At 73.1% G+C, this 21,501-nt stretch carries 23 protein-coding genes; 11 read left to right on the top strand and 12 right to left on the bottom strand.

Annotated elements, in window-relative coordinates; translation table 11 throughout:
- Window positions 1-21 precede the first annotated feature (21 nt).
- Window positions 22-618, bottom strand: coding sequence for a hypothetical protein (locus IEZ03_RS20170; RefSeq protein ID WP_184880284.1), 597 nt, complete (start codon window positions 616-618; stop codon window positions 22-24).
- 459 nt (window positions 619-1,077) lie between these two features.
- Here IEZ03_RS20170 and IEZ03_RS20165 point away from each other — a divergent pair, with 459 nt between their 5' ends.
- Window positions 1,078-4,785: a WD40 repeat domain-containing serine/threonine protein kinase gene (locus IEZ03_RS20165; RefSeq protein WP_184880282.1), complete on the top strand. Its 3,708-nt coding sequence runs from the start codon at window positions 1,078-1,080 to the stop codon at window positions 4,783-4,785.
- Between the two features lie 148 nt (window positions 4,786-4,933).
- On the opposite strand, the gene IEZ03_RS20160 is transcribed toward IEZ03_RS20165, so the two are convergent.
- From IEZ03_RS20160 to IEZ03_RS20145, 4 genes are all read right to left on the bottom strand, one after another.
- Window positions 4,934-5,311 (bottom strand): ArsR/SmtB family transcription factor, encoded by a 378-nt coding sequence (locus IEZ03_RS20160; protein ID WP_184880280.1) that lies wholly within the window; start codon window positions 5,309-5,311, stop codon window positions 4,934-4,936.
- Window positions 5,308-5,769 carry an SRPBCC family protein gene (locus IEZ03_RS20155; protein ID WP_184880278.1) on the bottom strand — a complete coding sequence of 154 codons (462 nt, stop codon included), beginning with the start codon at window positions 5,767-5,769 and terminating at the stop codon, window positions 5,308-5,310. Before IEZ03_RS20155 ends, IEZ03_RS20160 begins: the two co-directional genes overlap by 4 nt.
- Window positions 5,770-5,882: 113 nt before the next feature.
- Window positions 5,883-6,485 carry a response regulator transcription factor gene (locus IEZ03_RS20150; protein WP_184880276.1) on the bottom strand — a complete coding sequence of 201 codons (603 nt, stop codon included), beginning with the start codon at window positions 6,483-6,485 and terminating at the stop codon, window positions 5,883-5,885.
- Window positions 6,482-7,699, bottom strand: a complete 1,218-nt coding sequence (locus IEZ03_RS20145) for a sensor histidine kinase (protein WP_229808424.1) — start codon at window positions 7,697-7,699, stop codon at window positions 6,482-6,484. The genes IEZ03_RS20150 and IEZ03_RS20145 overlap by 4 nt, the downstream gene beginning before the upstream one ends.
- Before the next feature lie 167 nt (window positions 7,700-7,866).
- Here IEZ03_RS20145 and IEZ03_RS20140 point away from each other — a divergent pair, with 167 nt between their 5' ends.
- The 4 genes from IEZ03_RS20140 to IEZ03_RS20125 all read left to right on the top strand — a co-directional run bounded on the left by IEZ03_RS20140 (window position 7,867) and on the right by IEZ03_RS20125 (window position 11,461).
- On the top strand, window positions 7,867-8,325 hold the full coding sequence (locus IEZ03_RS20140) for a hypothetical protein (protein ID WP_184880272.1): 459 nt from the start codon (window positions 7,867-7,869) through the stop codon (window positions 8,323-8,325).
- Window positions 8,322-8,897 carry a hypothetical protein gene (locus tag IEZ03_RS20135; protein ID WP_184880270.1) on the top strand — a complete coding sequence of 192 codons (576 nt, stop codon included), beginning with the start codon at window positions 8,322-8,324 and terminating at the stop codon, window positions 8,895-8,897. The genes IEZ03_RS20140 and IEZ03_RS20135 overlap by 4 nt, the downstream gene beginning before the upstream one ends.
- A gap of 153 nt (window positions 8,898-9,050) precedes the next feature.
- The gene (locus IEZ03_RS20130) at window positions 9,051-10,436 is read left to right on the top strand and encodes a hemolysin family protein (RefSeq protein WP_184880268.1); all 1,386 of its coding nucleotides are present in this window, start codon (window positions 9,051-9,053) and stop codon (window positions 10,434-10,436) included.
- Window positions 10,433-11,461, top strand: coding sequence for a hemolysin family protein (locus IEZ03_RS20125; RefSeq protein ID WP_184880266.1), 1,029 nt, complete (start codon window positions 10,433-10,435; stop codon window positions 11,459-11,461). The genes IEZ03_RS20130 and IEZ03_RS20125 overlap by 4 nt, the downstream gene beginning before the upstream one ends.
- Window positions 11,462-11,503: 42 nt before the next feature.
- Here IEZ03_RS20125 and IEZ03_RS20120 read toward each other — a convergent pair whose 3' ends face one another.
- Genes IEZ03_RS20120 through IEZ03_RS20110 form a run of 3 tightly spaced genes read right to left on the bottom strand, consistent with a single transcriptional unit; the run spans window position 11,504 to window position 13,737 of the window.
- On the bottom strand, window positions 11,504-12,526 hold the full coding sequence (locus IEZ03_RS20120; RefSeq protein WP_184880264.1) for an LLM class flavin-dependent oxidoreductase: 1,023 nt from the start codon (window positions 12,524-12,526) through the stop codon (window positions 11,504-11,506).
- A 39-nt stretch (window positions 12,527-12,565) separates the two neighbouring features.
- Window positions 12,566-13,588 carry a UbiA family prenyltransferase gene (locus IEZ03_RS20115; RefSeq protein ID WP_184880262.1) on the bottom strand — a complete coding sequence of 341 codons (1,023 nt, stop codon included), beginning with the start codon at window positions 13,586-13,588 and terminating at the stop codon, window positions 12,566-12,568.
- A complete protein-coding gene (locus tag IEZ03_RS20110; protein ID WP_184880260.1) occupies window positions 13,585-13,737 on the bottom strand; it encodes a hypothetical protein in 153 nt (50 codons plus the stop codon). The genes IEZ03_RS20115 and IEZ03_RS20110 overlap by 4 nt, the downstream gene beginning before the upstream one ends.
- A gap of 146 nt (window positions 13,738-13,883) precedes the next feature.
- Between IEZ03_RS20110 and IEZ03_RS20105 the strand changes: the two genes are divergently transcribed.
- Window positions 13,884-14,615: an HAD family hydrolase gene (locus IEZ03_RS20105; protein ID WP_184880258.1), complete on the top strand. Its 732-nt coding sequence runs from the start codon at window positions 13,884-13,886 to the stop codon at window positions 14,613-14,615.
- A 39-nt stretch (window positions 14,616-14,654) separates the two neighbouring features.
- On the opposite strand, the gene IEZ03_RS20100 is transcribed toward IEZ03_RS20105, so the two are convergent.
- Window positions 14,655-15,050 (bottom strand): RidA family protein, encoded by a 396-nt coding sequence (locus IEZ03_RS20100; RefSeq protein ID WP_184890326.1) that lies wholly within the window; start codon window positions 15,048-15,050, stop codon window positions 14,655-14,657.
- Between the two features lie 116 nt (window positions 15,051-15,166).
- Between IEZ03_RS20100 and IEZ03_RS20095 the strand changes: the two genes are divergently transcribed.
- Window positions 15,167-16,141: a helix-turn-helix transcriptional regulator gene (locus IEZ03_RS20095; protein ID WP_184880256.1), complete on the top strand. Its 975-nt coding sequence runs from the start codon at window positions 15,167-15,169 to the stop codon at window positions 16,139-16,141.
- 6 nt (window positions 16,142-16,147) lie between these two features.
- Here IEZ03_RS20095 and IEZ03_RS20090 read toward each other — a convergent pair whose 3' ends face one another.
- Entirely contained in the window at window positions 16,148-17,461 is a 1,314-nt protein-coding gene (locus tag IEZ03_RS20090) for an APC family permease (protein ID WP_184880254.1), read from the bottom strand.
- A gap of 74 nt (window positions 17,462-17,535) precedes the next feature.
- Here IEZ03_RS20090 and IEZ03_RS20085 point away from each other — a divergent pair, with 74 nt between their 5' ends.
- Window positions 17,536-18,312: an arsenate reductase/protein-tyrosine-phosphatase family protein gene (locus IEZ03_RS20085; protein WP_184880252.1), complete on the top strand. Its 777-nt coding sequence runs from the start codon at window positions 17,536-17,538 to the stop codon at window positions 18,310-18,312.
- Window positions 18,309-18,716, top strand: coding sequence for a VOC family protein (locus IEZ03_RS20080; RefSeq protein ID WP_184880250.1), 408 nt, complete (start codon window positions 18,309-18,311; stop codon window positions 18,714-18,716). Before IEZ03_RS20085 ends, IEZ03_RS20080 begins: the two co-directional genes overlap by 4 nt.
- Here the strand turns inward: IEZ03_RS20080 and IEZ03_RS20075 are convergent.
- Window positions 18,713-19,366, bottom strand: a complete 654-nt coding sequence (locus tag IEZ03_RS20075) for a response regulator (protein WP_184880247.1) — start codon at window positions 19,364-19,366, stop codon at window positions 18,713-18,715. The genes IEZ03_RS20080 and IEZ03_RS20075 overlap by 4 nt on opposite strands.
- Window positions 19,363-20,490, bottom strand: a complete 1,128-nt coding sequence (locus tag IEZ03_RS20070; RefSeq protein WP_184880245.1) for a sensor histidine kinase — start codon at window positions 20,488-20,490, stop codon at window positions 19,363-19,365. Before IEZ03_RS20070 ends, IEZ03_RS20075 begins: the two co-directional genes overlap by 4 nt.
- 221 nt (window positions 20,491-20,711) lie before the next feature.
- Here IEZ03_RS20070 and IEZ03_RS20065 point away from each other — a divergent pair, with 221 nt between their 5' ends.
- Window positions 20,712-21,068, top strand: a complete 357-nt coding sequence (locus tag IEZ03_RS20065; RefSeq protein WP_184880243.1) for a DUF6223 family protein — start codon at window positions 20,712-20,714, stop codon at window positions 21,066-21,068.
- Between the two features lie 79 nt (window positions 21,069-21,147).
- A complete protein-coding gene (locus tag IEZ03_RS20060; protein ID WP_184880240.1) occupies window positions 21,148-21,501 on the top strand; it encodes a hypothetical protein in 354 nt (117 codons plus the stop codon).

Raw genomic sequence — 21,501 nt, 5'->3', positions numbered from 1 at the left:
CCGCCACCGGCGGACGGCCGGCTACTCCCCGCCGTCGCCGTCCCCGTCGCCGTCGCCGTCCCCGTCGCCGGGCCAGCCCGTTTCGCCGTCCGCGGCGCCGTCCTCGTCCGGCCAGCCGTCCGACTGCTCGTTCTCGACCGTCCATGGCGCGGCCTCCGGCTCGGCGGCGTCGCCCTTCCGCACCGCGAACGCCCAGACCGGCTCCCCGAGACCGCCTCCGCGGACGGGTCGGAGCCGTGCCGGGCCCCGTACCGCGGGGGCGTCGAACAGGTCGACCTGAACCGGGCCCGCGGGCAGCCTCGCAGCGTCCTCGACGCGTGCGAACGCCAGCCGGACGAAACGCAACCGCCCGTCCACGGGAGCGACGACGGTCCGCACCGGGACGTCGCCCACCGACCGCCCTTGCCGCAGCGCCACACCCCGCACGACGCGCACCACCTCCCCATGCTCCGCCCGCCGCCAGGCCCGCCGGATACCGACGAGAGCGGGCATTTCGCGGGCGGTCGTGTAGGCGACCACGATAATGATCAGCACTGCGGCGGGGACGGCCACCAACCCCCACGACGGGAAGGCGCCTTCCGCGTCATATTCCCGCAGCCAGAGGATCAGGACTGACACCACCAACCCGATGGGGGCCGCGGCGCTGGCGAGGGCCGATGCGGGCGCCGGTGCACGGCGCTTACTCGCACGCCGCGCGACGCGAAAGGCCGTTCGCTCGTACCGCGCCGCCCGGACTCGTCCTTCAACCATGGCACCCGACCTCTTTCCGGCCGCAGCGGATCCGCATCGCTTCTCCTGCTCGTGAGTGATCACGCCTCATATCCGTAGACGTGCGGGGAGCCCACGGTGTTCGCCTGCCCGTGCCCTGACTTCACAGCGCCGGAAAGCACCGACAGCCGAAAATCAATGACCTGCATACCATTTGTCGTGTAGGGGTCCCATAAGCAGACGGCCCGGCGGAACATTCCGTTTTTCGATCCGCGACTCCTGAATACTCTGCCGAACCAGGCGTCGTTTTGTACCGTCCCAGTAGACGTCCACAAGTTGATCACGAGCGGGATACGAGCGGGGGCGGGAATGCCGGATCGGCTGGAGCCGGGAGATCCTCAGCAGATCGGTGAGTTCTGGTTGTCGGGACGGCTGGGCGCGGGCGGGCAGGGTGTGGTGTACGACGCGTACGGGCCGGACGGGAGCCGGGTGGCGGTCAAGGTGCTGCACGGGGCGCAGGAGTCGCCCCGGGAGTTGGCGCGGATGGCCGCCGAGGCGCGTGCCGCGCAGCGGGTCGCCTCGTTCTGCACCGCCACGATCCTCCAGGTGCGGCTGGAACCGCCGCGGCCCTACATCGTCAGCGAGTACATCGACGGGCTGAGCCTCCAGGACACCGTCAACGGCACGGGCGGGAGGCCGGGCCGCCGGTTCGCCGGGGACGATCTGCACCGCCTCGGGATCGGCATCGCCACCGCGCTCGCGGCGATCCACCAGGCCAGAGTCGTGCACCGCGACCTCAAGCCCGGCAACGTGATGCTGGGCCCTGACGGGCCACGGCTGATCGACTTCGGGATCGCGCGGGTGCTGGACACCCACTCGGCCACCGAGGGGGGCGGGTTCGCCGGGACGCTGCGGTACATGGCACCGGAGGTGTACGCGGGGCAGCGCGCCGGGGCCGAGGCCGATGTGTTCGCCTGGGGGGCGATCATGGTGTTCGCGGCCACCGGCGAGCACGCGTTCAAGGGCGGCGCGCTGCCGGAGATCGCCCATGCGATCCGCACCCACGACCCGGACCTGACGGCGCTGCCCGACGCGCTGCGCCCGCTGGTGGCGGCTGCGCTGGCCAAGGACCCGCTGGTCCGCCCGTCCGCGCGGGCGATCCTGGCCGCGCTCACCCGGGACCCGCGGGAAGGGGCCGGCGACCTGGAGGACCTGGTGGCCGCCGGGGCCGCGCAGGCGGGGCTGCGGTCCCGCTGGGAACCGGGCGACCCGGCGCTGGGCAAGCTCGCCGAGGACGCCTACACCGGCCTGCCGCCGCGTGCGCAGAGCCTGGTCCCGGAGGTGTTCCTGCGCTGCGTGGTGGCCGGTGAGGACGGGAGCCTGGCCACCCGCCCGGTACCGGCCGCGGAGCTGTCGGACCGGGACGATCCCGCCGAGGCGCGGGCGCTGGAGCAGGTGGTGCACGCGTTCCGGCCGCTGCTCGCGGTGACCGGCGAGCACCCGGACGAGCAGATCGTCCTGGCGCGCCCGGCGGTGCTGCGGGCCTGGCCGCGGCTGCGGAGCTGGGTCGAGGACGAGCGCGACGGGCTGGGGGTGCACCATCGCATCCGGCAGGCCGCCCGCACCTGGGCCGATCACGGGCGGCGCGGCGGCGACGTGCTGACCGGGGCGCACCTGGACGAGGCCGTGCACTGGGCGACGCTCGCCGGCCGCCACCAGACCCTCAACCGGCTGGAGCGCGCACTGCTGGACGCCAGCACCCGCGCCCGGACCGCCCGCAGCCGCCGCATCCGCGCCGCCGCCGCCGTGCTCGCGGTGACCACGGTGGTGTCGCTGACGGCCACCGGGTGGGCGATCCGGGCGCAGCGGACCAGCGTCGAACAGCGCGACATCGCGGCCTCGCGGCAACTGGCCGCGCAGAGCCGGCAGTTCGCCGGCACCGCCCCGGACAAGGCGGCCCTGCTGGCCGCCGCCGCCCACGACGTCCGAGAGACCCGCGAGAGCCGCGCCGCGCTGCTGAACATCGCCGCCAACCCGGCCCGCGGGGTGCTGCGCGACTACCGGGGCACCCCCGTCTCGGTCACGGCCGACCGTGCCGGACGGCTGCTCGCCATCCGCAACGAAGACCACACCATCGCGTTGTGGGATGTGCGGAAGCAGCGGCAGATCGGCGACTTCCTGCGCTTGTTCCGACCCTCCGGCCCGTGGGTGGCCATGTCGGTGGCGCTGAGCCCGGACGGCCGGACGCTGGCCGCCGCCGGGACCGCGGTCGACGACGACGGCGAGACCGTGGTGAACCGGGCGGTGCGGCTCTGGGACGTGCGCACCCGCCGGCCGCTGGGCGACCTGCCCGTATCGGACCGGCCCGGTTCGGTGGTCTTCACCTCCGATGGGAGGAGCGTGGCCGTCGACAACGGTGCGGAGGTCGCGCTGTGGGACGTGCGGACCCGGCGGCGGAGCGGTCCCGCAGTGGCCCACGCGCAGGAGGAGAACCCCGACGTCTCCGTTGTGATCGACCCTCGCGCCACGACCGTGGCCATCGGCGAGGAGACGGGCGACGGCCCGTCCGACGCGGAGTTGTGGGACCTCACGACGGGGCGGCGCACGGCGTCCTTCCCCGTGCGGGGCAAGGTGGTGGCGCTCGGCCCCGGCGGACGGACCGTCGTCACGGCGGAGGTCCTGCCGGCCCAGGACCTGCCATCGGCCGATCGCTCCGATGTCCGGCTGTATGACGTGCGGACCGGCCGGCAGCGAGGCCGCGCCGTTTCCACGTCCCATTCAGATGACGTGGGACCGTTCAGTCCCGACGGGCGGGTCGTGGCCATCGGCGCGCAACTGTGGGAGGTGGGCGGCACCCACGTCGGTTCGATCGGCGCGGACGTCGGCGGCTCGCTCAGCGTCGCCGCGTTCGCCGGCGAGGACACCGTGGTCTCCCTGAGCAAGGACGGTACCCCGCAAGCGGTGCGGCTGTGGGACGTCAGCGTCCACCAGCCCGGTCACCGTCCCTTGCGCGTCGGACACCCCGATGGCGACCTCGTCCATGGCGTCAGCGCGGACGGACGGGCCCTCGTCACCGACAACACCATGTCCGACGGGCCTCCCGGCTTCCGGACGTGGGACGTCACCGCCGGGCGGGAGACAGGAAAGCCCGTCCCCCTGTCGGCGGCGGGTGCACCGCCGCTGGCCGACCTTCCTGACCTGATCGCGGTGGCCCCGGGCGGACGGTCGTTCGTCACCGGCAACCATTACGGTCAGCTCACGATCTGGGATCCCGCGGCTCGACGCGGGTTCACCCTGAAGGACGGTCCGGAAGGCCGTATCAGCGCCATGGCCCTCAGCCCGGACGGGAGCATCCTGGCCACCGGAGGGGGTGAGAAGAGCCAGGGGACCGAGGTGTCCGTCGACGGCAAGGTGCAACTGTGGGACCTCCGCACGCGCACGCTGCTCACCGAGCGGCCGCTCTTCTCCTCGGGCACGGAGGTGTCGGCGCTCGCCTTCAGCCCCGACGGCGAGACCCTGGCCGCCGGGATCGGCCGGACGGTCCGGCTCTGGAACGTCTCCGACCGCAGGCAGCTCACCCCGCCGATCAGCGGGATCACCGACCAGGCCGCGGTGCTCGCCTTCGGCCCCGACAACCGCACTCTCGCGATGGCCACCGGCAACACGACCGTGCTCTGGGACGTCCGCGCCCGGCGCCAGATCGGCGCACCGATCACCGGCCACTCCGGGCGGGTGACGGCCCTGGCCTTCAGCCGCGATGGGTCGACGCTGGCCACGGGCGGGGACGACCATCTCGTCAACCTCTGGAACGTCACCGACCAGAGCCGGATCGGTGCGCCGCTCGCGGGCCACACCGGGGCGGTGCGTTCACTGGTCTTCGACGCGGCCATGACGACCCTGACCACCAGCGACGACGAGGCGACCCTGCGGCGGTGGAACATCGCCAGGCCCGCCGACCCCGCGGCGATCGCCTGCTCCATAGCCGGACGCACGCTCACCCGCGCCGAATGGGCCCAGTACGTCGCGCCCGGCATCGGCTACCGCGACGTCTGCCCGTCTCTGAGCCAGGGCCGCTGAGCGCCGGTCGCGTCCGGTGCGGCGATCGGGCGGCGGCCGTCCACCAGCCCGCGAGGCCCTCGACGGTCGTCAGCGCCTGGTACACCTCGTCCGGCGTGGCGCCCTCGATACCGATCCTGTGCAGGATGTCCACCATCTGCCCGTCTCCTTAATCCTGTTGATCCTGTGTGTGCTTCGGGTCCCGCCGAGTGCGCTGGACCGTCTCGGCGATCCGCTTGATCCGCTGCAGGCGGGCGTCCCACGCCGCGCCGACCGACGAGAGCTGGGCCACCGCTCGGGCGAGCTGGGCGTCGTCCACCTGGTACCGCTTCTCGCGTCCCGCCGGCCTGCCCCGCACCAGGCCGGCGCGGTCCAGGACGACGAGGTGCTTGGCCACCGCCTGGCGCGTGACCGGCAGCCGCCGGCTCAGCGTCGTCGCGGTTCCCTCGCCCTCGCTGAGCAGGAGGTCGAGCATCCGGCGCCGGGTCGGATCACCGATCGCCGACCACAGATCGTCGTCGACCTGCTCGGCCGCCGGAGCGTTCACGACCCGGCCGCCAGCGTCTCGGCGTGGGGCGCCAGCCGCGGGAGATGGAGGTCCCACCCGCTGATGTGCTCCTTGTACTGCTCTTCGAGGACCGCGGCCTCCCAGCCCATCTCGCGGAAGCCGCTCTCGGTCATCTTCAGCAGCGTGCCGCCGCCGGACGGGGTCAGCTCGAAGGTGACGAGCAGCGAGTTGCCCTCCACCGCGGTCTCACCGACCGGGTGCGTCCAGCGGAACGAGAACGTCCGCGGCGGCCGTGCGTCGACGACGGTGAACCCCATGACCGTTCCGCCGGCGTCGCGTTCACCGAAGACGATCTCTCCCGTGCTCCCGGGGACCGCCTCGTACCGGGCTTCGTCCGGCCACCACTCCGTGACGTGCTCGGGGCTGCTGACCACCTCGAACACGACTTCGGGCGCCGCCTCGACATAGATCTCGCGCTGGATCGTCCCGAACTCCATGACTCCTCCTGCAACCTTTGGTTGCATATCAATCTAGCCGTGCGGCGGCCGGATTCGCAACCATCGGTTGCATTTTCGCCGTGGCACCGCCGGCGGTCACGCCCTCGCGGAGATCAGATCCAGCCCTGCTGCCAGGCGTGGTGGGCGGCGGCGTGGCGGGTGGAGGCGTGGAGCTTGGTCATGGCGGCGGACAGGTAGTTGCGGACCGTGCCCGGGGCCAGGTGGACCTGGGCGGCGATCTCGTTGACGGAGGCGCCGGTGCGGGCCGCGCGGAGGACCTCCAGCTCGCGGTCGGTGAGGGGGCACTCGTCCTCGGTGAGGGCGGAGGCGGCGATGTCGGGGTCGACGTAGCGGCGGCCGGCGGCGACGTCCCGGATGATCTCGGCGAGGCGGGCGGCGGGGGTCGTCTTGGGGACGAAGCCGCGCACCCCGGCGGCGAGGGCCCGGCGCAGCACCGCGGGACGCGCGTGCCGGGTGACCAGGACGATCTGCGTCGGCACCCCGGCCACGATCTCCTCGGCGGCGCGGAGCCCGTCGGTGGGCGGCATCTCCAGGTCCAGGACCGCGATGTCCGGGCGGTGCTCGCGGGCGAGGCGGACCGCGTCGGTGGACGTGGCCGCCTCGGCGACGACGACGAGGTCCTCTTCGAGCGCGAGCAGGGCCGCCAAGGCGCTGCGGAGCATCTCCTCGTCGTCGGCGATCAGCAGGCGGATCATCGGCGCTCCTCCAGGGGCGCGGCCGCCCCCACCTGGTCGGCCTCGTCGGCGGGCAGCGACGCCGCGACCTCGAACCGGCCGCCGTCACGGGTCCAGGTGAGGGCGCCGCCCGCGGAGACCAGACGATCGGCGAGGGAGCGCAGACCGGTGCCGGACGAGGCGTCACCGGCGGCGTCGAAGACGCCGTCGTTGCTCACCCGGAGCCGCGCGACGCCATCGGTGACGCGGTAGTCGATCGTCGCGTGGCGTGCCCGGCTGTGGCGGAGGAGGTTGGTGGTCGCCTCCCGCATCACCAGTCCCAGCAGGTGGCGAGCGGCATCGGTGACGGCGGCCGGGTCCGCGGTCGTGCGGGCGTCGATGCCCGCCGAGGCCAGGATGCGGGTGGCGTTGGCGATCTCGTCGTCCAGGCTGGTGCGGCGGTAGCCCCGCACGACCGCGCGCGTGTCGCGGAGGGCGTCCGTCGCCAGCCGCTGCACCTCCCTCATCTCGGCCGTGGCGCGTTCCGGGTCGGCTTCGGCGAGCCGGGCGGCCAGCTCGCTCTTCAGGGCGATGACCTGGAGGTGGTGGCCCTGGATGTCGTGCAGGTCGGCGGCGAACCGCAGCCGCTCGTCCTTGACGGCCAGCTCCGCCGACAGGCGGCGCGCCTCGTCCAGCCGTCCGGTGATGTCCCAGGCCCAGAGGGGGCCGAGTATCGCCCAGACGACGAAGGCCGTGATCCCGGGCGGGAACAGCGCGGCGTACACCAGCCGGCCGTCCCCCGCCGCGAGGCTGACGGCGCCGCCCGGCAGCGCCGCGAGGGCCACCGCGCCGATGATCAGCCACCGCCGGGGGCGTCCGTCCAGGTAGGTGGCCGCGACCGCCGTCATGATCGCCGGCGCGATGGGCCACAGCCCGTAGTTGCGCAGCGCCAGCGGGCAGGCGGCGAGGACGAGCGCGGCCAGCATCCCCGCGGCCGGCCATCCCGCCGGCGGGCGGGGACGGGACGAGCGCCCGCCGGCCGACATGCGGCCGTTGAGGAGCACCACGACCGCGGCCACCTCGACGACCAGCGCGGCGGCGCTGAGGACCCGCGGCTGGATCGGCACGTCGCCGTCCAGGATCCACTCGCCGGTGAACAGGACGAGGAGGGCCACGTTGGTCCCCGGGACCGCCCACCAGGTGTAGCGGCGGAAACCCGCGAGGCCCGTCCCGCCCTCGTGCGCCCGGTCAGTCACGCGGTCATTGTTCCAGCAGCGCACCATGCGCGCCTTATGTCATTTGTGAGGAATGCGCATGACAGATGTCATGCGCGCCGGTGCCGGTCCGTCACTACTGGGGGACGTCGCCTTCTCGCAGGCTGAGGACGTCGGAAGGCCCGACCGCACAAAGAGGAAGGACCGCCATGCAACCTCAGCCCGACATCACGCTCACCCCCGAGGCCGGCGCACGCCGTCACGGTGGCTGGGGGCATTTCGCGCAGCACTATGTGGAGATGCTCCTAGCGATGGCCGCCGGAATGCTGATTTTCGGCGCCGCCGTCCGGGGCGTTCTGGCGCTCACGGGAGGGGAGCTGTCCATGGAGCGGCAGCCCGAACTGGCGTCCCTGGAGATGGCGTTCGACATGTCGGCCGGGATGCTCATCTGGATGCGCGTCCGCGGCCACGCCTGGGCCGGGTCCCTGGAGATGTGCGCGGCGATGTTCGCCCCCCTCGCCGTCCTCCTCCCCCTCCTGTGGCTGGGCGTCATCACCACCGACTCCCTGATGATGCTCGAACACGTGCTGATGCTCCCGCTCATGCTCCTGGTCATGCTCCGCCGCCGCGACGAGTTCGCCCACCGGTCTCCGAAGGTCTCGCGATGACCGCCGTGGCGGGTGAGCGCCAGGGGCCGCTGTGGAAGCTGGCGCGCCGCTGGCCCACGGCGGTGGCCCTGGCGGCCGCGGTGCTCGTCTGGGGCGGCGGCCTCGGCGACGCGGCCGACGCGGTGTCCGGGCTCGGGCCCGTGGTGCTCCTGCTGGCTCTGGAGTACCTGATCCTCAACCAGATCGGCCGGCGTGAGGCGTCCTGGCCCGTGATCGGCGGCATGGTCGCGGCCGTCTTCGTGATCGAGCTGCTGGACGTGGTCGACCTGACCACCGTCGCCGTCGCCGCCGCGCTGGTCCTGCTGGTGTGGGGGACCGTCACCGGGACGGCGAACGGGCGGGGCTCCTTCGGGATCCAGGCCGCGGGAATGCTCGGGTTCGGGGCGATCGCGCTGGTGGCCATGGCCGTGGACCCCGACCTGGGCCGCTACCTGGTGGCGGCGGGCTGGCTCCTCCACGGGATCTGGGACGCCGTGCACCTGAAGCTCGACAGGGTGGTGTCCCGCTCGTACGCCGAAGCCTGCGGGGTCCTGGACGTGGCGGTCGCCGCCATGCTCCTCTTCCTCCTGTGAGACCGGCCGGGCCTCCCCCGCGGGTGAAACGTTTGAACCGGAACCTGACCAGGTAGTTCGTCGTTGGGAGAGATGATCCGCCCCAGAGAGGCCCATGAACCACAATTTCGATCCCGTCACGGCCCTGGTCGGTGACCCGCGGGCGGGACACAGTTGATCACTCTGCTGTCACTCGTCCTGGGCGTGGCGGTGATCCTGCTCATCACCGCGTTGACCGGCTACTTCGTCGCCCAGGAGTTCGCCTACATGGCGGTGGACCGGTCCCGCCTGCAGGCGCGGGCGGGCGCCGGTGACGGGGGCGCCGCCCGTGCGCTGCGGGTCACCCGCCGCACCTCGTTCATGCTGTCCGGCGCGCAGCTCGGCATCACGGTGACCGGGCTGCTCGTCGGCTACGTCGCCGAACCGCTGGTCGGCCGGGCCTTCGGCGACATCCTCGGCGGGGCCGGCGTCTCCACCGGCGTGGGCGTGGCCGCGGGCACCGTGCTGGCCCTGGGGCTGTCGACCCTGGTGCAGATGGTGTTCGGCGAGCTGTTCCCCAAGAACCTGGCCATCGCGCGCCCCGAACCGGTCGCGCGATGGCTGTCGCGGTCGACGCTCCTCTACCTGAAGGTGTTCGGCTGGCTCATCTGGGTGTTCGACCAGTCGTCGAACCTGCTGCTGCGGGTGCTGCGGATCGAGCCGGTGCACGACGTGGAGCACTCGGCGACCGAGCGGGACCTGGCGCACATCGTCGCCGACTCCCGGCGCAGCGGCGACCTGCCGGCGGACCTGTCGATCCTGCTGGACCGCATCCTGGACTTCCCGCGCCGGGACGTCGAGCACGCCATGATCCCCAGAGCGCAGGTCGACACCGTGGACGACACCACGCCCATCGGCGAGGTCAGGCGCGCGATGAGCACCGGGCACTCGCGCTATCCCGTCCTGGACGGCGAGGAGCACGTGGCCGGCGTCGCGCACCTGGACGACGTGCTGACCGCCGCCGATCCCGCGGCCCCGATCAGTTCGATCATGCGTCCGGCCACCGTCGTGCCCACGCTGATGGCGCTGCCGACCGCACTGGACCGGCTGGCGGACGACAGCACCCAGCTGGCCTGCGTCATCGACGAGTTCGGCGGCTTCGCCGGCATCCTCACCCTGGAGGACCTCGCCGAGGAACTCGTCGGCGAGATCACCGACGAGCACGACGCCGACGTCGCCGAACCCGCGGCGCTCGCCGACGGGGCGGCCTGGATAATCCCGGGCGGCTTCCACATCGACGAGGTCGAGCGCACCATCGACCACCGGCTGCCCGAGGGCGACTACGAGACCATCGCCGGCCTGGTGATCGCCGAGTACGGCGCGCTTCCCGAGGTCGGCGCCGAACTGGACATCGAACTCCCGCCCGACCCGGCCGACCTCGCGCACAGCGACGAGCCGTCCGTCCGGTTCGTGCACGTGACGGTGCTCGAAGTCGACAACCACGTGCCCTCATCGATCCGGCTGCACGTCACCACCGAGCCCACCGGGGCCGCGGCCGGCCGTGAGGAGACGGACCGATGAGCAACCCATGGGCGGTCCTGGGCGTCACCGTCGCCATCATCGCGCTCAGCGCCTTCTTCGTCGCGGTGGAGTTCGCGCTCATCGCCGCCAAACGCCACCGGCTGGAGGACGCCGCGCCCACCAGCCGGTCGGCTCGGGCGGCGCTGCGCAGCGCGTCCGAGCTGACGGTGCTGCTCGCCGGCGCCCAGCTCGGCATCACGATCTGCACGCTGGCCCTGGGCGCGATCACCAAGCCGGCCGTGCACCACTGGCTCACTCCCCTGATCAGCTCGTGGAACGCGCCGGGATGGTTCGCCGACGCGGCGGGCTTCGCGCTGGCGCTGGTCATCGTGACGTTCCTGCATCTCGTGGTCGGGGAGATGGCGCCGAAGTCCTGGGCGATCGCGCATCCGGAGCGGTCGGCCACGATGCTGGCGCTGCCGATGCGCGGCTTCATGCGGCTGACCCGGCCGCTGCTGCGCGCGCTGAACGAGTCGGCGAACTGGTGCCTGCGCAAGGTCGGCGTCGAGTCCGCCGACCAGGTGGAGTCGGGGCAGGACCCGGACGCGCTGCGCCACCTGGTCGAGCACTCGGCCAACGTCGGCGCCCTGGACGCCGGATACTCGGCCCAGCTGTCCGAGGCCCTCGATCTGAGCAACCTGCGCATCGGGGACCTGGTCAGACCGGGCACCGAACCGACCACCGTGCCCCCGGACGCGACCGTGGCCGAGGTCCAGGCCACCGGCCACGCCTCCGGCCACCTGCGCATCCTGGTGCCCGGGCCCGGCACGGCCTGGCGGGTGGTGCACGTACGGGACACCCTCACCGAGCCCGAGACCTCCGGGATCGCGCACCTGACCAGGCCGGCCCACGTGGTCGAGGCCGACACCCCGGTCTACACCGCGCTGGCCCGGATGCGCCGGACCGGCAACCAGCTCGCCCTGGTCACCGAGGGCGAGTCGGTGCTGGGCGTCGTCACCATCACCGACATGCTCCGGCGCCTGCTCTACCGCGCCCCGGACACCGGCTCCGCCCGGACAGCCTGACCGCCCGGAAAGCCTGACCGGCGGGACGCCTCCGGCGCCGGGTCAGCGCCAGCCGAGCTCCGGCGCCACGTGGGTCAGGATGTTCTCCAGGACGTGCGCGTTGTAGTCCACGCCGAGCTGGTTGGGGACGGTGAGCAGCAGCGTGTCCGCCGCCTGGATGGCCTCGTCCTCGGCGAGCTGCTTGACCAGCACGTCCGGCTCGGCCGCGTACGAGCGCCCGAAGATCGCCCTGGTCTTCTCGTCGATCATGCCGATGTGGTCGCTGTCGTCGGTGTTCCGGCCGAAGTAGGCGCGGTCCAGGTCGCTGGTCAGCGCGAAGATGCTGCGGCTGACCGACACGCGCGGCTCGCGCTCGTGACCGGCCTCCTTCCACGCCTGCCGGTACGCCTCGATCTGCTTGCGCTGCTGGACGTGCAGCGGCTCGCCCGTCTCGTCGTCCTTGAGCGTGGAACTCTGCAGGTTCATCCCGAGCTCGGCCGCCCACACGCCGGTGGCGTTGGAGCCCGAGCCCCACCAGATGCGCTCGCGCAGCCCTTCCGAATGCGGCTCGACGCGCAGCAGTCCGGGCGGATTGGGGAACATCGGCCGCGGGTTGGGCTTGGCGAAGCCCTTGCCCTGCAGCACCGTGAGCAGGACCTCGGTGTGCCTGCGCGCCATGTCGGCGTCGGTCTCGCCCTCGGCCGGCTCGTACCCGAAGTACCGCCAGCCGTCGATGACCTGCTCCGGCGACCCGCGGCTGATGCCGAGCTGCAGCCGTCCACCGGAGATCAGGTCGGCCGCTCCGGCGTCCTCGGCGAAGTACATCGGGTTCTCGTACCGCATGTCGATCACGCCGGTGCCGATCTCGATGCGCGAGGTCTTCGCGCCGATCGCCGACAGCAGCGCGAACGGCGACGCGAGCTGCCTGGCGAAGTGGTGAACCCGGAAATACGCGCCGTCGGCGCCCAGTTCCTCCGCGGCCACGGCCAGGTCGATCGACTGCAGCAGCGCGTCCGCCGCCGACCGCGTCCGCGAGCCCGCGCTGTCGCTCCAGTGACCGAACGAGAGAAACCCGATGCTCTTCACACCAGAGCCAACCACCCCTGCACCCCCGGCATTCCAGCGCTAACTCCGGATGGCCACCCTCCGCTCACCGACCGCCTCGGACGCGCGTCCGGAGGGGGCGGCCAGGGGGCCTCGGCGGGCCATCGCGGCCGCCAGCCCGAGCAGGCAGGCCGAGAGCGTGATCATCACCGCGGCGTACTGCGGGGTGGGCCATCCGGCGTTCGTGAGGGCCAGGTGGACCAGGGCGGAGAGGACGATCCCCCGGCCGACGATGGCGATCGCGGCGATGAGGTGTTCGTCGCGGCGCGCGCCGCGCTCGGTCGACAGGGCGCGCAGGAGCAGGAGCGCGACGGCCAGGTATGCGGCGTTGACCGCGATCAGCTCGATCGTGGGGTGCCGGACGGCCGCCAGCAGCAGGATCGTTCCGGCCGTCCAGCAGAAGGCGCTGAACGAGCAGGTCCAGCCGCGGCCGTGCCGGACCAGGAACGTCCGTTTGCCGAACATCTCGTCGCCGCGGACGTCCCGGAAGTCCTTGAGCAGGATCCGGCCGATGAAGCCGACGTACAGTCCGGTGAGCAGCAGCACGTCCTCCGGCCGCAGCGAATCCCGCACGGCGAAGATGCCCACCAGATAGGGCACGGCGACGTAGCAGGCCGGCAGTACCAGCGGCGCCACCACGCCGCGGGCGGCCAGTCGGAGCGGGCGAAGCGAATAGGCGGCGCCGATGGCCAGGCCCGCAACCGTCACCAGGGTGGCGGGCCAGTGCAGCGTGAGGGTCGCCGCCAAGGCCAGGGCGGCGGCGGTGGCACCGGCCAGGACCATGTCGCGGCGATGCGCGGTGCCGGTCACCAGGGGGCGTCCCGGATCGCCGGGCAGGTTCACCCGGTCGACGAGCACGTCCGCGATGTCGTTGCAGGCCACCGAGAACACCAGGAACCCGAAGACCACGACCAGGGCCCGGGCCAGCAGGAAGCGGTCTTCGCCATGGCCCGTCTGCGCCATCCCTGTCGCGGTGAACATCCCCAGCAGGACGATGACCGGCGGGCGGGCCATGCGGACGAGGAGGAGCGGGCGCGCGATCACTTGTTGCTCCCGAGATTGGACATGGCGGCGACGGCGATGAGGATGCCGCCGATGACCGCCAGCCCGGTGACGACCAGGATGACCGCCAGCACGATCGCCCCCGCCGTCAGCAGCAGGCGGACGCCCTCGCTGGGCGGTTGCCGGTTCATGCACAGACGATGTCCCCGATCGGCTCGCGACGCATGAGCACGGCTACTCAGTGCGGCTGAGTACTCCTACTCAGATACTCACCCGGCGCCCCCTTCGTGCCATGGTCGGTCTCGGCCGGCGGATCGCGGCACGAGATGATCGTCCTGTGGCAGAGGTGGTCTTCTTCGATCTGGACGGCACCCTGGTCGACCATCGGAGCGCGGTGTGGGAGGCGATCGGGCGGATCGTCCGGTCGGCGCCCGACGCGGCGGCTCCGCCGGAGGAGCTGATGGCGCTGTGGTGGACGCTGGAGGGCCGCCACATGCGCGAGTACCTGGCCGGGGAGTGCTCCTTCGCCGAGCACCACCGGCGCAGGGTCCGCTCATTCCTGCCGATGCTCGGCGAGCCCGTTCCGGAGAGCCCCGGCCTCCTGGACGCCTGGATCGCCGAGCGCTACCTCGGCGTGTTCGAGGAGTCCTGGCGGTGCTATCCCGACGTCCGGCCCTGCCTGGATGCTCTGGCACGGCTTCCCGGAGGGCCGCGCCTGGCCGTGCTCACCAACGGTGACCCTGAGCAGCAGCGCGCCAAGCTCGCCCGCTTCGGCCTGCTCGGCTTCTTCGAGGCCGTCCTGACGCCGTCCGAGCTGGGTGCGGCCAAGCCCGCCGCCTACGCCGCCGCCTGCCGGTCGATGGGGACGGACCCGGCGCACGCCGTCAACGTTGGCGACATGCTGGAGAGCGACGTCAACGCCGCCGCCCGCGCCGGGCTCACCGGCATCTGGCTGGATCGCGGGATCGACTTCGTCACCGGGGGGCCGTCACCGGCGGCGGAAGGGACGGTGCTCCGCATCGAACGGCTCACCGACCTCCCCGCCCGGCTCGCACGCACGAATGCCTGACCGGCCGCCTCCGGCGGGTCGCCGGAGGCGGCGGGGGCGTCAGGCGGCGGCGGTCGCCTCCAGTTCGACCATCAGGTCGGGGAGCGCCAGCCGTGTCACGCCGAGCATCGTGGTGGGCGGTGCCACGCCCGCGGCGCCCAGCCGCGACGCCAGGACGCCGTAGTGCTGGAAGAGCAGATCGACATCGGTCGTGTAGACGTTGAGCCGGACCAGGTTCCCGAGGGACATGCCGGCCTCGCCGAGCACGGCCTCCAGGTTGTCGATGCTCAGCGCCACCTGCGCCGCCATGTCACCGGCGTGCTGGGGCTTGCCCTCGTCGCTCATCGCGGTCTGCCCGGCGCAGTACAGCGTCCGGGTGTGCCCGGAGACGACCTCGCCCTGGTTGTAGCCCATCTCCGCCGACCACTCCCACGGGTTGACCGCGGTTCGCTCCATCGCCACATCCGCTCCATTCGGTGAGTGCGCGCCGATCACCCCGTCGGCTCCGGTCGCGTGATGAGCCTCCCAACGAATCACGACATCCTCTGTCATGTATTCGATAGCTTTCTGGCATGCGCGCCGACCGGTTGGTCTCGCTGGTGCTGCTGCTGCGCCGGCACGGGCGGCTGTCGGCGGCGGCGCTGGCCCGCGAGCTGGAGGTGTCCACGCGCACCGTCCTGCGCGACATCGAGGCGCTGTCCGCGGCGGGCGTCCCCGTCTACGCCGAACGGGGCCGGCACGGCGGCTTCGCGCTGCTGCCCGGGTTCCAGACCGAGCTCACCGGACTGAACCACGACGAGGCGCTCGCCCTGCTGGTCGCCGGGTCGCGGCGCGGCGCGCAGGCGTTCGGGCTCGGCTCGGCGCTCGCCTCGGCCATGCTCAAGGTGGTGGACGCGCTGCCCGAAGGCCACCGGGACACCGCCGCCGGCGCGGTCGAGCGGCTGCTCATCGACCCCGAGACCGACCTCCTCTCACGCCGGCAGGGCGCCGAGGACGTGTCCGACGCCGTCGTGGCCGAGATCCGGCGCGCGGTGTTCGCCGGGCACAAGCTGCGCGTCCACTACGCGGCCGTCGGCCAGGCCCCGAAGTGGCGCACGGTGGACCCGATCGGCCTGGTCACCGTGCGCGAGCAGGGCTACCTGCTGGCCACGCGGTCCGGCGCGGACCGCACCTACCGGCTGTCCCGGGTGCTGGCCGCCGAGGAACTCGACGAACCCGCCGAGCGGCCGGACCGGGTCGATCTGGACCGGGCCTGGCAGGAGCGCAGCACGCGGTTCCGCACCGGCGGCGACCAGGTCGTCGTCCTGGTACGGCTGGATCCGGCGCGGCGGGAGCAGCTGGCGGGCACGGCGCTGGCCGTCCGGGCCGAGGACACCGACGCGGACGGGCGGCTGCGGCTCGAAGTGGCCTTCCAGGACGCGCGGCACGCCAGATGGGCGCTGTGGCAACTCGCCGCGGACGCGGAAGCCCTGGAGCCGGAGTGGTTGCGCACGGCCCTGCGCGACCGCGCCGCCGCGATCGCCGCCCGCTACGGAGCGCCGTCCTGAGGGCGTTCACACGGATCGGGCGCGCCGCACCAGGACGATCTTGCGGCCGATGAGGCCGACGGCGAACATGGCCGTCGCGCCCAGGACCGAACTCCACGGCAGGGTGACGGCCAAGGTCAGGCAGCCCGCGGCGCCGAGCACGTTCAGCGCCCGCGGCCAGCGCCGGTCGCTCGCGGGCTGGGTGAAGGCGGCCGCGTTGGCGATGGCGTAGTAGACCAGCACGCCGAACGAGGAGAACCCGATCACCTCGCGCAGATCGGCGACCGCGACCAGCGCGCCGACCGCGACGGCGACGGCGATCTCGGCGCGATGGGGCACCCGGTGGCGGGGGTGGACGGCGGCGAGCCGGCCGGGCAGGTCGCGGTTGCGGGCCATCGCCAGCCCGGTGCGGCCGACGCCGGCGATCAGGGCCAGCAGCGCACCGAGCGCCGCGAGCGCGGCTCCGGCGCGGACCGCCGGGGTCAGCGCACCGGCGCCGGCGGCCTCGACGGCGGCGGTCAGCGGCGCGGTCGCCCCCGCGAGCCGGTCCGGGCCGAGCGCCGCCAGCACGGCCACGCCCACGACCGCGTAGACCGCCACGGTGAGGAACAGGGCGATGGGGATGGCGCGGGGGATGGTCCGCCGGGGGTCGCGCACCTCCTCCCCCAGTGTGGCGATGCGCGCGTAGCCGGCGAAGGCGAAGAAGAGCAGCCCGGCCGCTTGCAGCACGCCGTGGACGCCACCGGTGCCCAGCGCGGACCAGCCGCCGAGGCCGTCCACGCCCGCGCCGTCCCCGGCGACGATCGCGATCACCACGGCGGCCAGTGCGGTCAGGCTGGTGGCGACCAGGACGCGGGTGGCGAGCGCGGTCCGGGCCACGCCGCGGTAGTTGAGCGCGGCCAGGCCCGCCACGGCGGCGATCGCCGCCGCCCGCCGCGCCCACTCCGGGCCGGGGACGGCGTAGGCGGCGAAGGTCAGCGCCATCGCCGCGCACGAGGCGGTCTTGCCGACCACGAACCCCCACCCCGCGGCGAATCCCCACCAGTGGCCGAGCCGTTCGCGGCCGTAGACGTAGGTGCCGCCCGACGTCGGATAGGCCGCCGCGAGCTGCGCCGAGGCCACCGCGTTGCAGTAGGCGACGGCCGCCGCCAGCGCCAGCCCGAGCAGCAGGCCCGTGCCGGCCGCCGCGGCGGCCGGGCCGTACACGGTGAACACCCCGGCGCCGATCATCGAGCCCAGGCCGATGACGACCGCGTCCCCGGTGCCCAGCCGGCGCGCGAGGCGATCGGGAGCGCCCGGCTCGGTCGGCCCCGGCTCGGGATCCGCGCGTCGCGGGGTCATCAGCGCCCTCCCACATCTTCGAGACGCATCAAGCAAGATTGATGCATCAAACCCTCTTGATGTATCCTGCGGGTATGTCGCGGTCCGGTCAAGCGGCCCCGCCGCCGTTCATCGGCCTGGTGGCCCACGAAGTGCGCTGGCGGCTCCTCAGCGAGCTGGCGCGCAGCGATCTGCGCGTGCGGGAGCTGGTCGCCCTGGTCGAGCAGCCGCAGAACCTGGTGTCCTACCACCTGCGGCTGCTGCGCTCGGGCGGGCTCGTCACCGTGCGCCGCAGCAGCCACGACGGCCGCGACAGCTACTACCACCTGGACCTGGAACGCCTCGGGCAAGGGCTGGCCGCCACCGGCGCCGCCCTCCACCCCGCGCTCGGTCCGGTCCCAGCCCCGCCCGCGCCAAGAGAAGCCACCGCCTGCGTGCTGTTCGCCTGCACCGGCAACAGCGCCCGCTCACCGATCGCGGAGGCCCTGCTGCGCCGCCGCACCGGCGGCCGGGTCGAGGTGGCGAGCGCCGGCAGCCATCCCAAGCCGCGACTGCACCCCGCCGCCGTGCGCGTGCTGCGCGAGCGGTACGGCATCGACGTCGCCGACCGGCGCCCGCGGCGCCTGGACGACCTCGCCGACCGCGGCTTCAGCCACGTGATCAGCCTGTGCGACAAGGTCCGCGAGGTCTTCCCCGACTTCGGCGGCCACCCCCGGCGGATCCACTGGAGCATCCCCGACCCCGCCGCGGTCGGCGAAGGCCCTGCCGACGAATTCCAGGCGGCCTTCGCCCGCACGGCGGCCGAGATCGACGCACGAATCGGCTACCTGATACCTCGGCTCGCCCAACCGGAACAGGAGATCCGGCCATGACCACACCTGACCAGTTCGTCGGCGTCCGCTACATCGTGGACGACGTCCAGGCCGCCGTCGACTTCTACACGGCCCACCTCGGCTTCACGGTCCGCATGAGCGCAGCGCCCGCCTTCGCCGACGTGGTCCGCGGGCCGCTGCGGCTGCTGCTGTCCGGCCCGGCGAGCTCCGGCGCCCGCGCGACGCCCGACCCGGCCGAGCCCGGCCGCAACCGCATCCACCTCGTCCTGGACGACCTCGACGCCGAGATCGACCGGCTCCGCGCGGCCGGCCTGACCTTCCGCACCGACATCGTCGCAGGCCCCGGCGGCCGCCAGATCCTGCTCACCGACCCCGCGGGCAACCTCATCGAACTCTTCGAACCCGCCCACCACCCGGCCGAACCCGCACCGGCCACCCACTAACCGCGGGTTACGAGACCTGATTCGTAGGCCAGGACTACCAGTTGGGCGCGGTCGCGGGCGTGGAGTTTGGTCATGGCCCGGTTGATGTGGGTCTTGGCCGTCGCGGTGCTGATCACCATGCGGGCGGCGATCTGGTCGTTGGACAGGCCGTGCGCGACCAGGGCGACGGCCTCGCGCTCCCGTTGGGTCAGCTCCTGCAGACCCGTGCCGGACGCCGTGAGCGGCTGGGCGACGTAGCGGTCGATCAGGCGGCGCGTGATCGACGGGGCCAGCAGCGCGTCGCCGCGGGCGGCCACGCGGACGGAGTGGACGAGGTCCTCCGGCTGGATGTCCTTGACGAGGAATCCGGCGGCCCCGGCGCGCAGCGCGTCCAGGACGTACTCGTCCAAGCCGTAGTTGGTCAGGATGACCACGTGCACCCCGGCCAGGGCCGGGTCCGCGGCGATGCGGCGGGTGGCCTCGATGCCGTCCACGGCGGGCATCTGGATGTCGATGAGCGCGATGTCCGGCAGGTGCTCGCGGGCCAGCGCCAGGCCCTCGCGCCCGTCGGCGGCCTCGGCCACCACCTCGATGTCGTCCTCCAGGTCGAGGAGCGCGCGGAACCCGCTGCGGATGAGCTGCTGGTCGTCGACCAGGAGGACCCGGATCATGACGTCCCGTCCACGGGGAGTTCGGCCTGGACGGTGAAGCCGCCCTCGCCGCGCGGCTCGGCGCGCAACCGGCCGCCCAGCGCGGCGACCCGCTCGCGCATGCCCTGCAGCCCGACGCCGGGGGTCGCGGCGGCGTCCGGCACCGCCTTTCCATCGTCGTCAACGCGGATCAGCAAGGTCTTCGGACGGCGGTCGATCCGGACCGTCGCGGTGGCCGCGTCGGAGTGGCGCAGGATGTTGGTGAGCGACTCCTGCACGATGCGGTAGACGGTCCGGTCCACCGCGGTCGGGACGTCGTGCCCCTGCCCCTCGATCGTCAGCGTCGCGTCCAGTCCGGTGGCGCGGGCCCGTGCCACCAGTTCCGGGACGTGTTCGAGCCCGCGCGGCGGCGCCGTGTCGTCGTCGCGCAGCGCCTCCAGGGTCGCGCGCAGCTCCCGGGACGCCTCCCGGCCGGCCTCCTGGATCGCGAGCAGAGCGTCCGGCACCCGCTCGCCGCGCCTGCGGGCCACGTGCACGGCCACCTCGGACTGCACCTTGATGATCGAGATCTGGTGGGTGAGCGAGTCGTGCAGTTCCCGCGCGATGCGCAGCCGCTCCTCGTCGGCGCGGCGCCGCGCGGTCTCCTCCCGGGTCCGCTCGGCCTCCGCCGCCCGCCGCTCGGCCTGCCGCAGCGCCTCGCCGGCGGCGCCGGCGGCGACCAGCCAGGCCACTTCGAGCGCGCCCCGGGCCCGCGCGAACGCCTCGCCCGTGTCGTGGGGCCCGGAGGCCAGCGCCGCGACCGGCAGGACGGCCAGCAGCAGCACGCTCGCCGCCACCGTGACGACCCGGTGCCCGGCCCGGACGGCGGCGTACACCGCGAACAGGAAGGCCACGGCCGGCACGTCGAAACCGGCCGCCTGGTACCCCACCGCGCACAGCCCGGTGACCACGAGGACCGGGACCGGCGCGCGGCGGCGCAGGGCCAGCGCCAGGCCCCCGGCCACCAGCAGCGCGTACCCGAGCAGGTCCGGGCCCGCGGCGGAGTGACGTTCGGACAGCCCGGTGACCAGGAGCGCCGCGGCCATGCAGCCGGCAATGCCCCAGTCGATGGCAGCGGCTCGCACGCCGGGCCGTCCGGTACCCATGCTGCGCACCCTAGACCGGATGCGCGTTCCCGCGACTCCTGCGCGCGGACGATCGGGCTGCTACCGCGCGCGCGGTAGGCGCGGCCCGTCCTACGGCGTGCGGGGTAACCGGTTACGGCTTCTGCGGCAGCGAAAAGTGTCCGCGCCTGCTGGACGACCTGCGAGGGGTTCGGCGGACATCATCGGCTGGACATCCACTCGCAGGGTCTAAGGAGCACGACATGTCCATCCAGTACGCAGTCGCCCTCGTCGACGCCTACGCCATGAGCGCCGGGCGGCTCGGGTCCTCCGTCGCCGGGCTGACGGGGCTGGCCGGCATTGTGATCGGCGCGCTGGCACTGGCCCGTCCCGCCGGTCGTCTCGGCACTCGCAACGGGCGGAACGGGGCCTTCGCCGCCCTGGCGGCGGGGCTGGCCGGCATCGTCCTCGGCGGGCTGGTCGCCGTCACCTCCGGCGGCAGCGTCGGCACCGGCAACGGTCTCGGCGGAGCCTTCGTCGCCCTGGTCCTGGGCCTGATCGCCACGGCCCTCGGCGGGCTGGCCCTGGCCCGCGCCCGCCGCACCGGCGCTTCGGTATAGGCGGTATGCAGGGGTCTGTGCTAGTACTACAGCTCGTAGTATTCGGTCGATTCGCCGCTGTTCCTCCCGGAGGTCCCCCTTGGAGTTCGTTCGGCACCTGCTGCTGTTCTTCCACTTCGTCGGCCTCGCGGTCCTCATCGGCGGCTTCCTCGCCCAGCTGGCCGAGGCGCGGCGCGGCCCGGTCCGTCCCGCGACGGGGATGCTGCACGGCGCGCTCACCCAGCTCGTGACCGGCATCGCCCTCGTCGGGGTGCTCCAGGGCGCCCTGGACGAGGAGGTGAACAACGTCAAGATCACCGTCAAGCTCGGGGTGGTGCTGGCCGCGCTCGTCCTCATCCTGCTGGGACGCCGCCGCCCCCTCAGCACGCCGGTCTTCATGGCCATCGGAGCCTTGGCCGTCGTCAACGTCGGCGTGGCCGTCTTCTGGACCTGA

The organism is Actinomadura livida (assembly GCF_014648675.1).
Lineage (GTDB): Bacteria > Actinomycetota > Actinomycetes > Streptosporangiales > Streptosporangiaceae > Spirillospora > Spirillospora livida.
Note: the sequence above shows the minus strand (reverse complement) of the source record. Positions and strands in the feature narration are given on the sequence as shown.

What these genes read in the sequence shown, in the direction of transcription:
- IEZ03_RS20070 (WP_184880245.1), bottom strand. Translation starts at nt 20,490, where the DNA reads ATGGGTACCGGACGGCCCGGCGTGCGAGCCGCTGCCATCGACTGGGGC.
- IEZ03_RS20155 (WP_184880278.1), bottom strand. Translation starts at nt 5,769, where the DNA reads ATGGAGTTCGGGACGATCCAGCGCGAGATCTATGTCGAGGCGGCGCCC.
- IEZ03_RS20140 (WP_184880272.1), top strand. Translation starts at nt 7,867, where the DNA reads ATGCAACCTCAGCCCGACATCACGCTCACCCCCGAGGCCGGCGCACGC.
- IEZ03_RS20125 (WP_184880266.1), top strand. Translation starts at nt 10,433, where the DNA reads ATGAGCAACCCATGGGCGGTCCTGGGCGTCACCGTCGCCATCATCGCG.
- IEZ03_RS20065 (WP_184880243.1), top strand. Translation starts at nt 20,712, where the DNA reads ATGTCCATCCAGTACGCAGTCGCCCTCGTCGACGCCTACGCCATGAGC.
- IEZ03_RS20110 (WP_184880260.1), bottom strand. Translation starts at nt 13,737, where the DNA reads ATGAACCGGCAACCGCCCAGCGAGGGCGTCCGCCTGCTGCTGACGGCG.
- IEZ03_RS20095 (WP_184880256.1), top strand. Translation starts at nt 15,167, where the DNA reads ATGCGCGCCGACCGGTTGGTCTCGCTGGTGCTGCTGCTGCGCCGGCAC.
- IEZ03_RS20150 (WP_184880276.1), bottom strand. Translation starts at nt 6,485, where the DNA reads ATGATCCGCCTGCTGATCGCCGACGACGAGGAGATGCTCCGCAGCGCC.
- IEZ03_RS20090 (WP_184880254.1), bottom strand. Translation starts at nt 17,461, where the DNA reads ATGACCCCGCGACGCGCGGATCCCGAGCCGGGGCCGACCGAGCCGGGC.
- IEZ03_RS20100 (WP_184890326.1), bottom strand. Translation starts at nt 15,050, where the DNA reads ATGGAGCGAACCGCGGTCAACCCGTGGGAGTGGTCGGCGGAGATGGGC.
- IEZ03_RS20075 (WP_184880247.1), bottom strand. Translation starts at nt 19,366, where the DNA reads ATGATCCGGGTCCTCCTGGTCGACGACCAGCAGCTCATCCGCAGCGGG.
- IEZ03_RS20085 (WP_184880252.1), top strand. Translation starts at nt 17,536, where the DNA reads ATGTCGCGGTCCGGTCAAGCGGCCCCGCCGCCGTTCATCGGCCTGGTG.
- IEZ03_RS20135 (WP_184880270.1), top strand. Translation starts at nt 8,322, where the DNA reads ATGACCGCCGTGGCGGGTGAGCGCCAGGGGCCGCTGTGGAAGCTGGCG.
- IEZ03_RS20080 (WP_184880250.1), top strand. Translation starts at nt 18,309, where the DNA reads ATGACCACACCTGACCAGTTCGTCGGCGTCCGCTACATCGTGGACGAC.
- IEZ03_RS20165 (WP_184880282.1), top strand. Translation starts at nt 1,078, where the DNA reads ATGCCGGATCGGCTGGAGCCGGGAGATCCTCAGCAGATCGGTGAGTTC.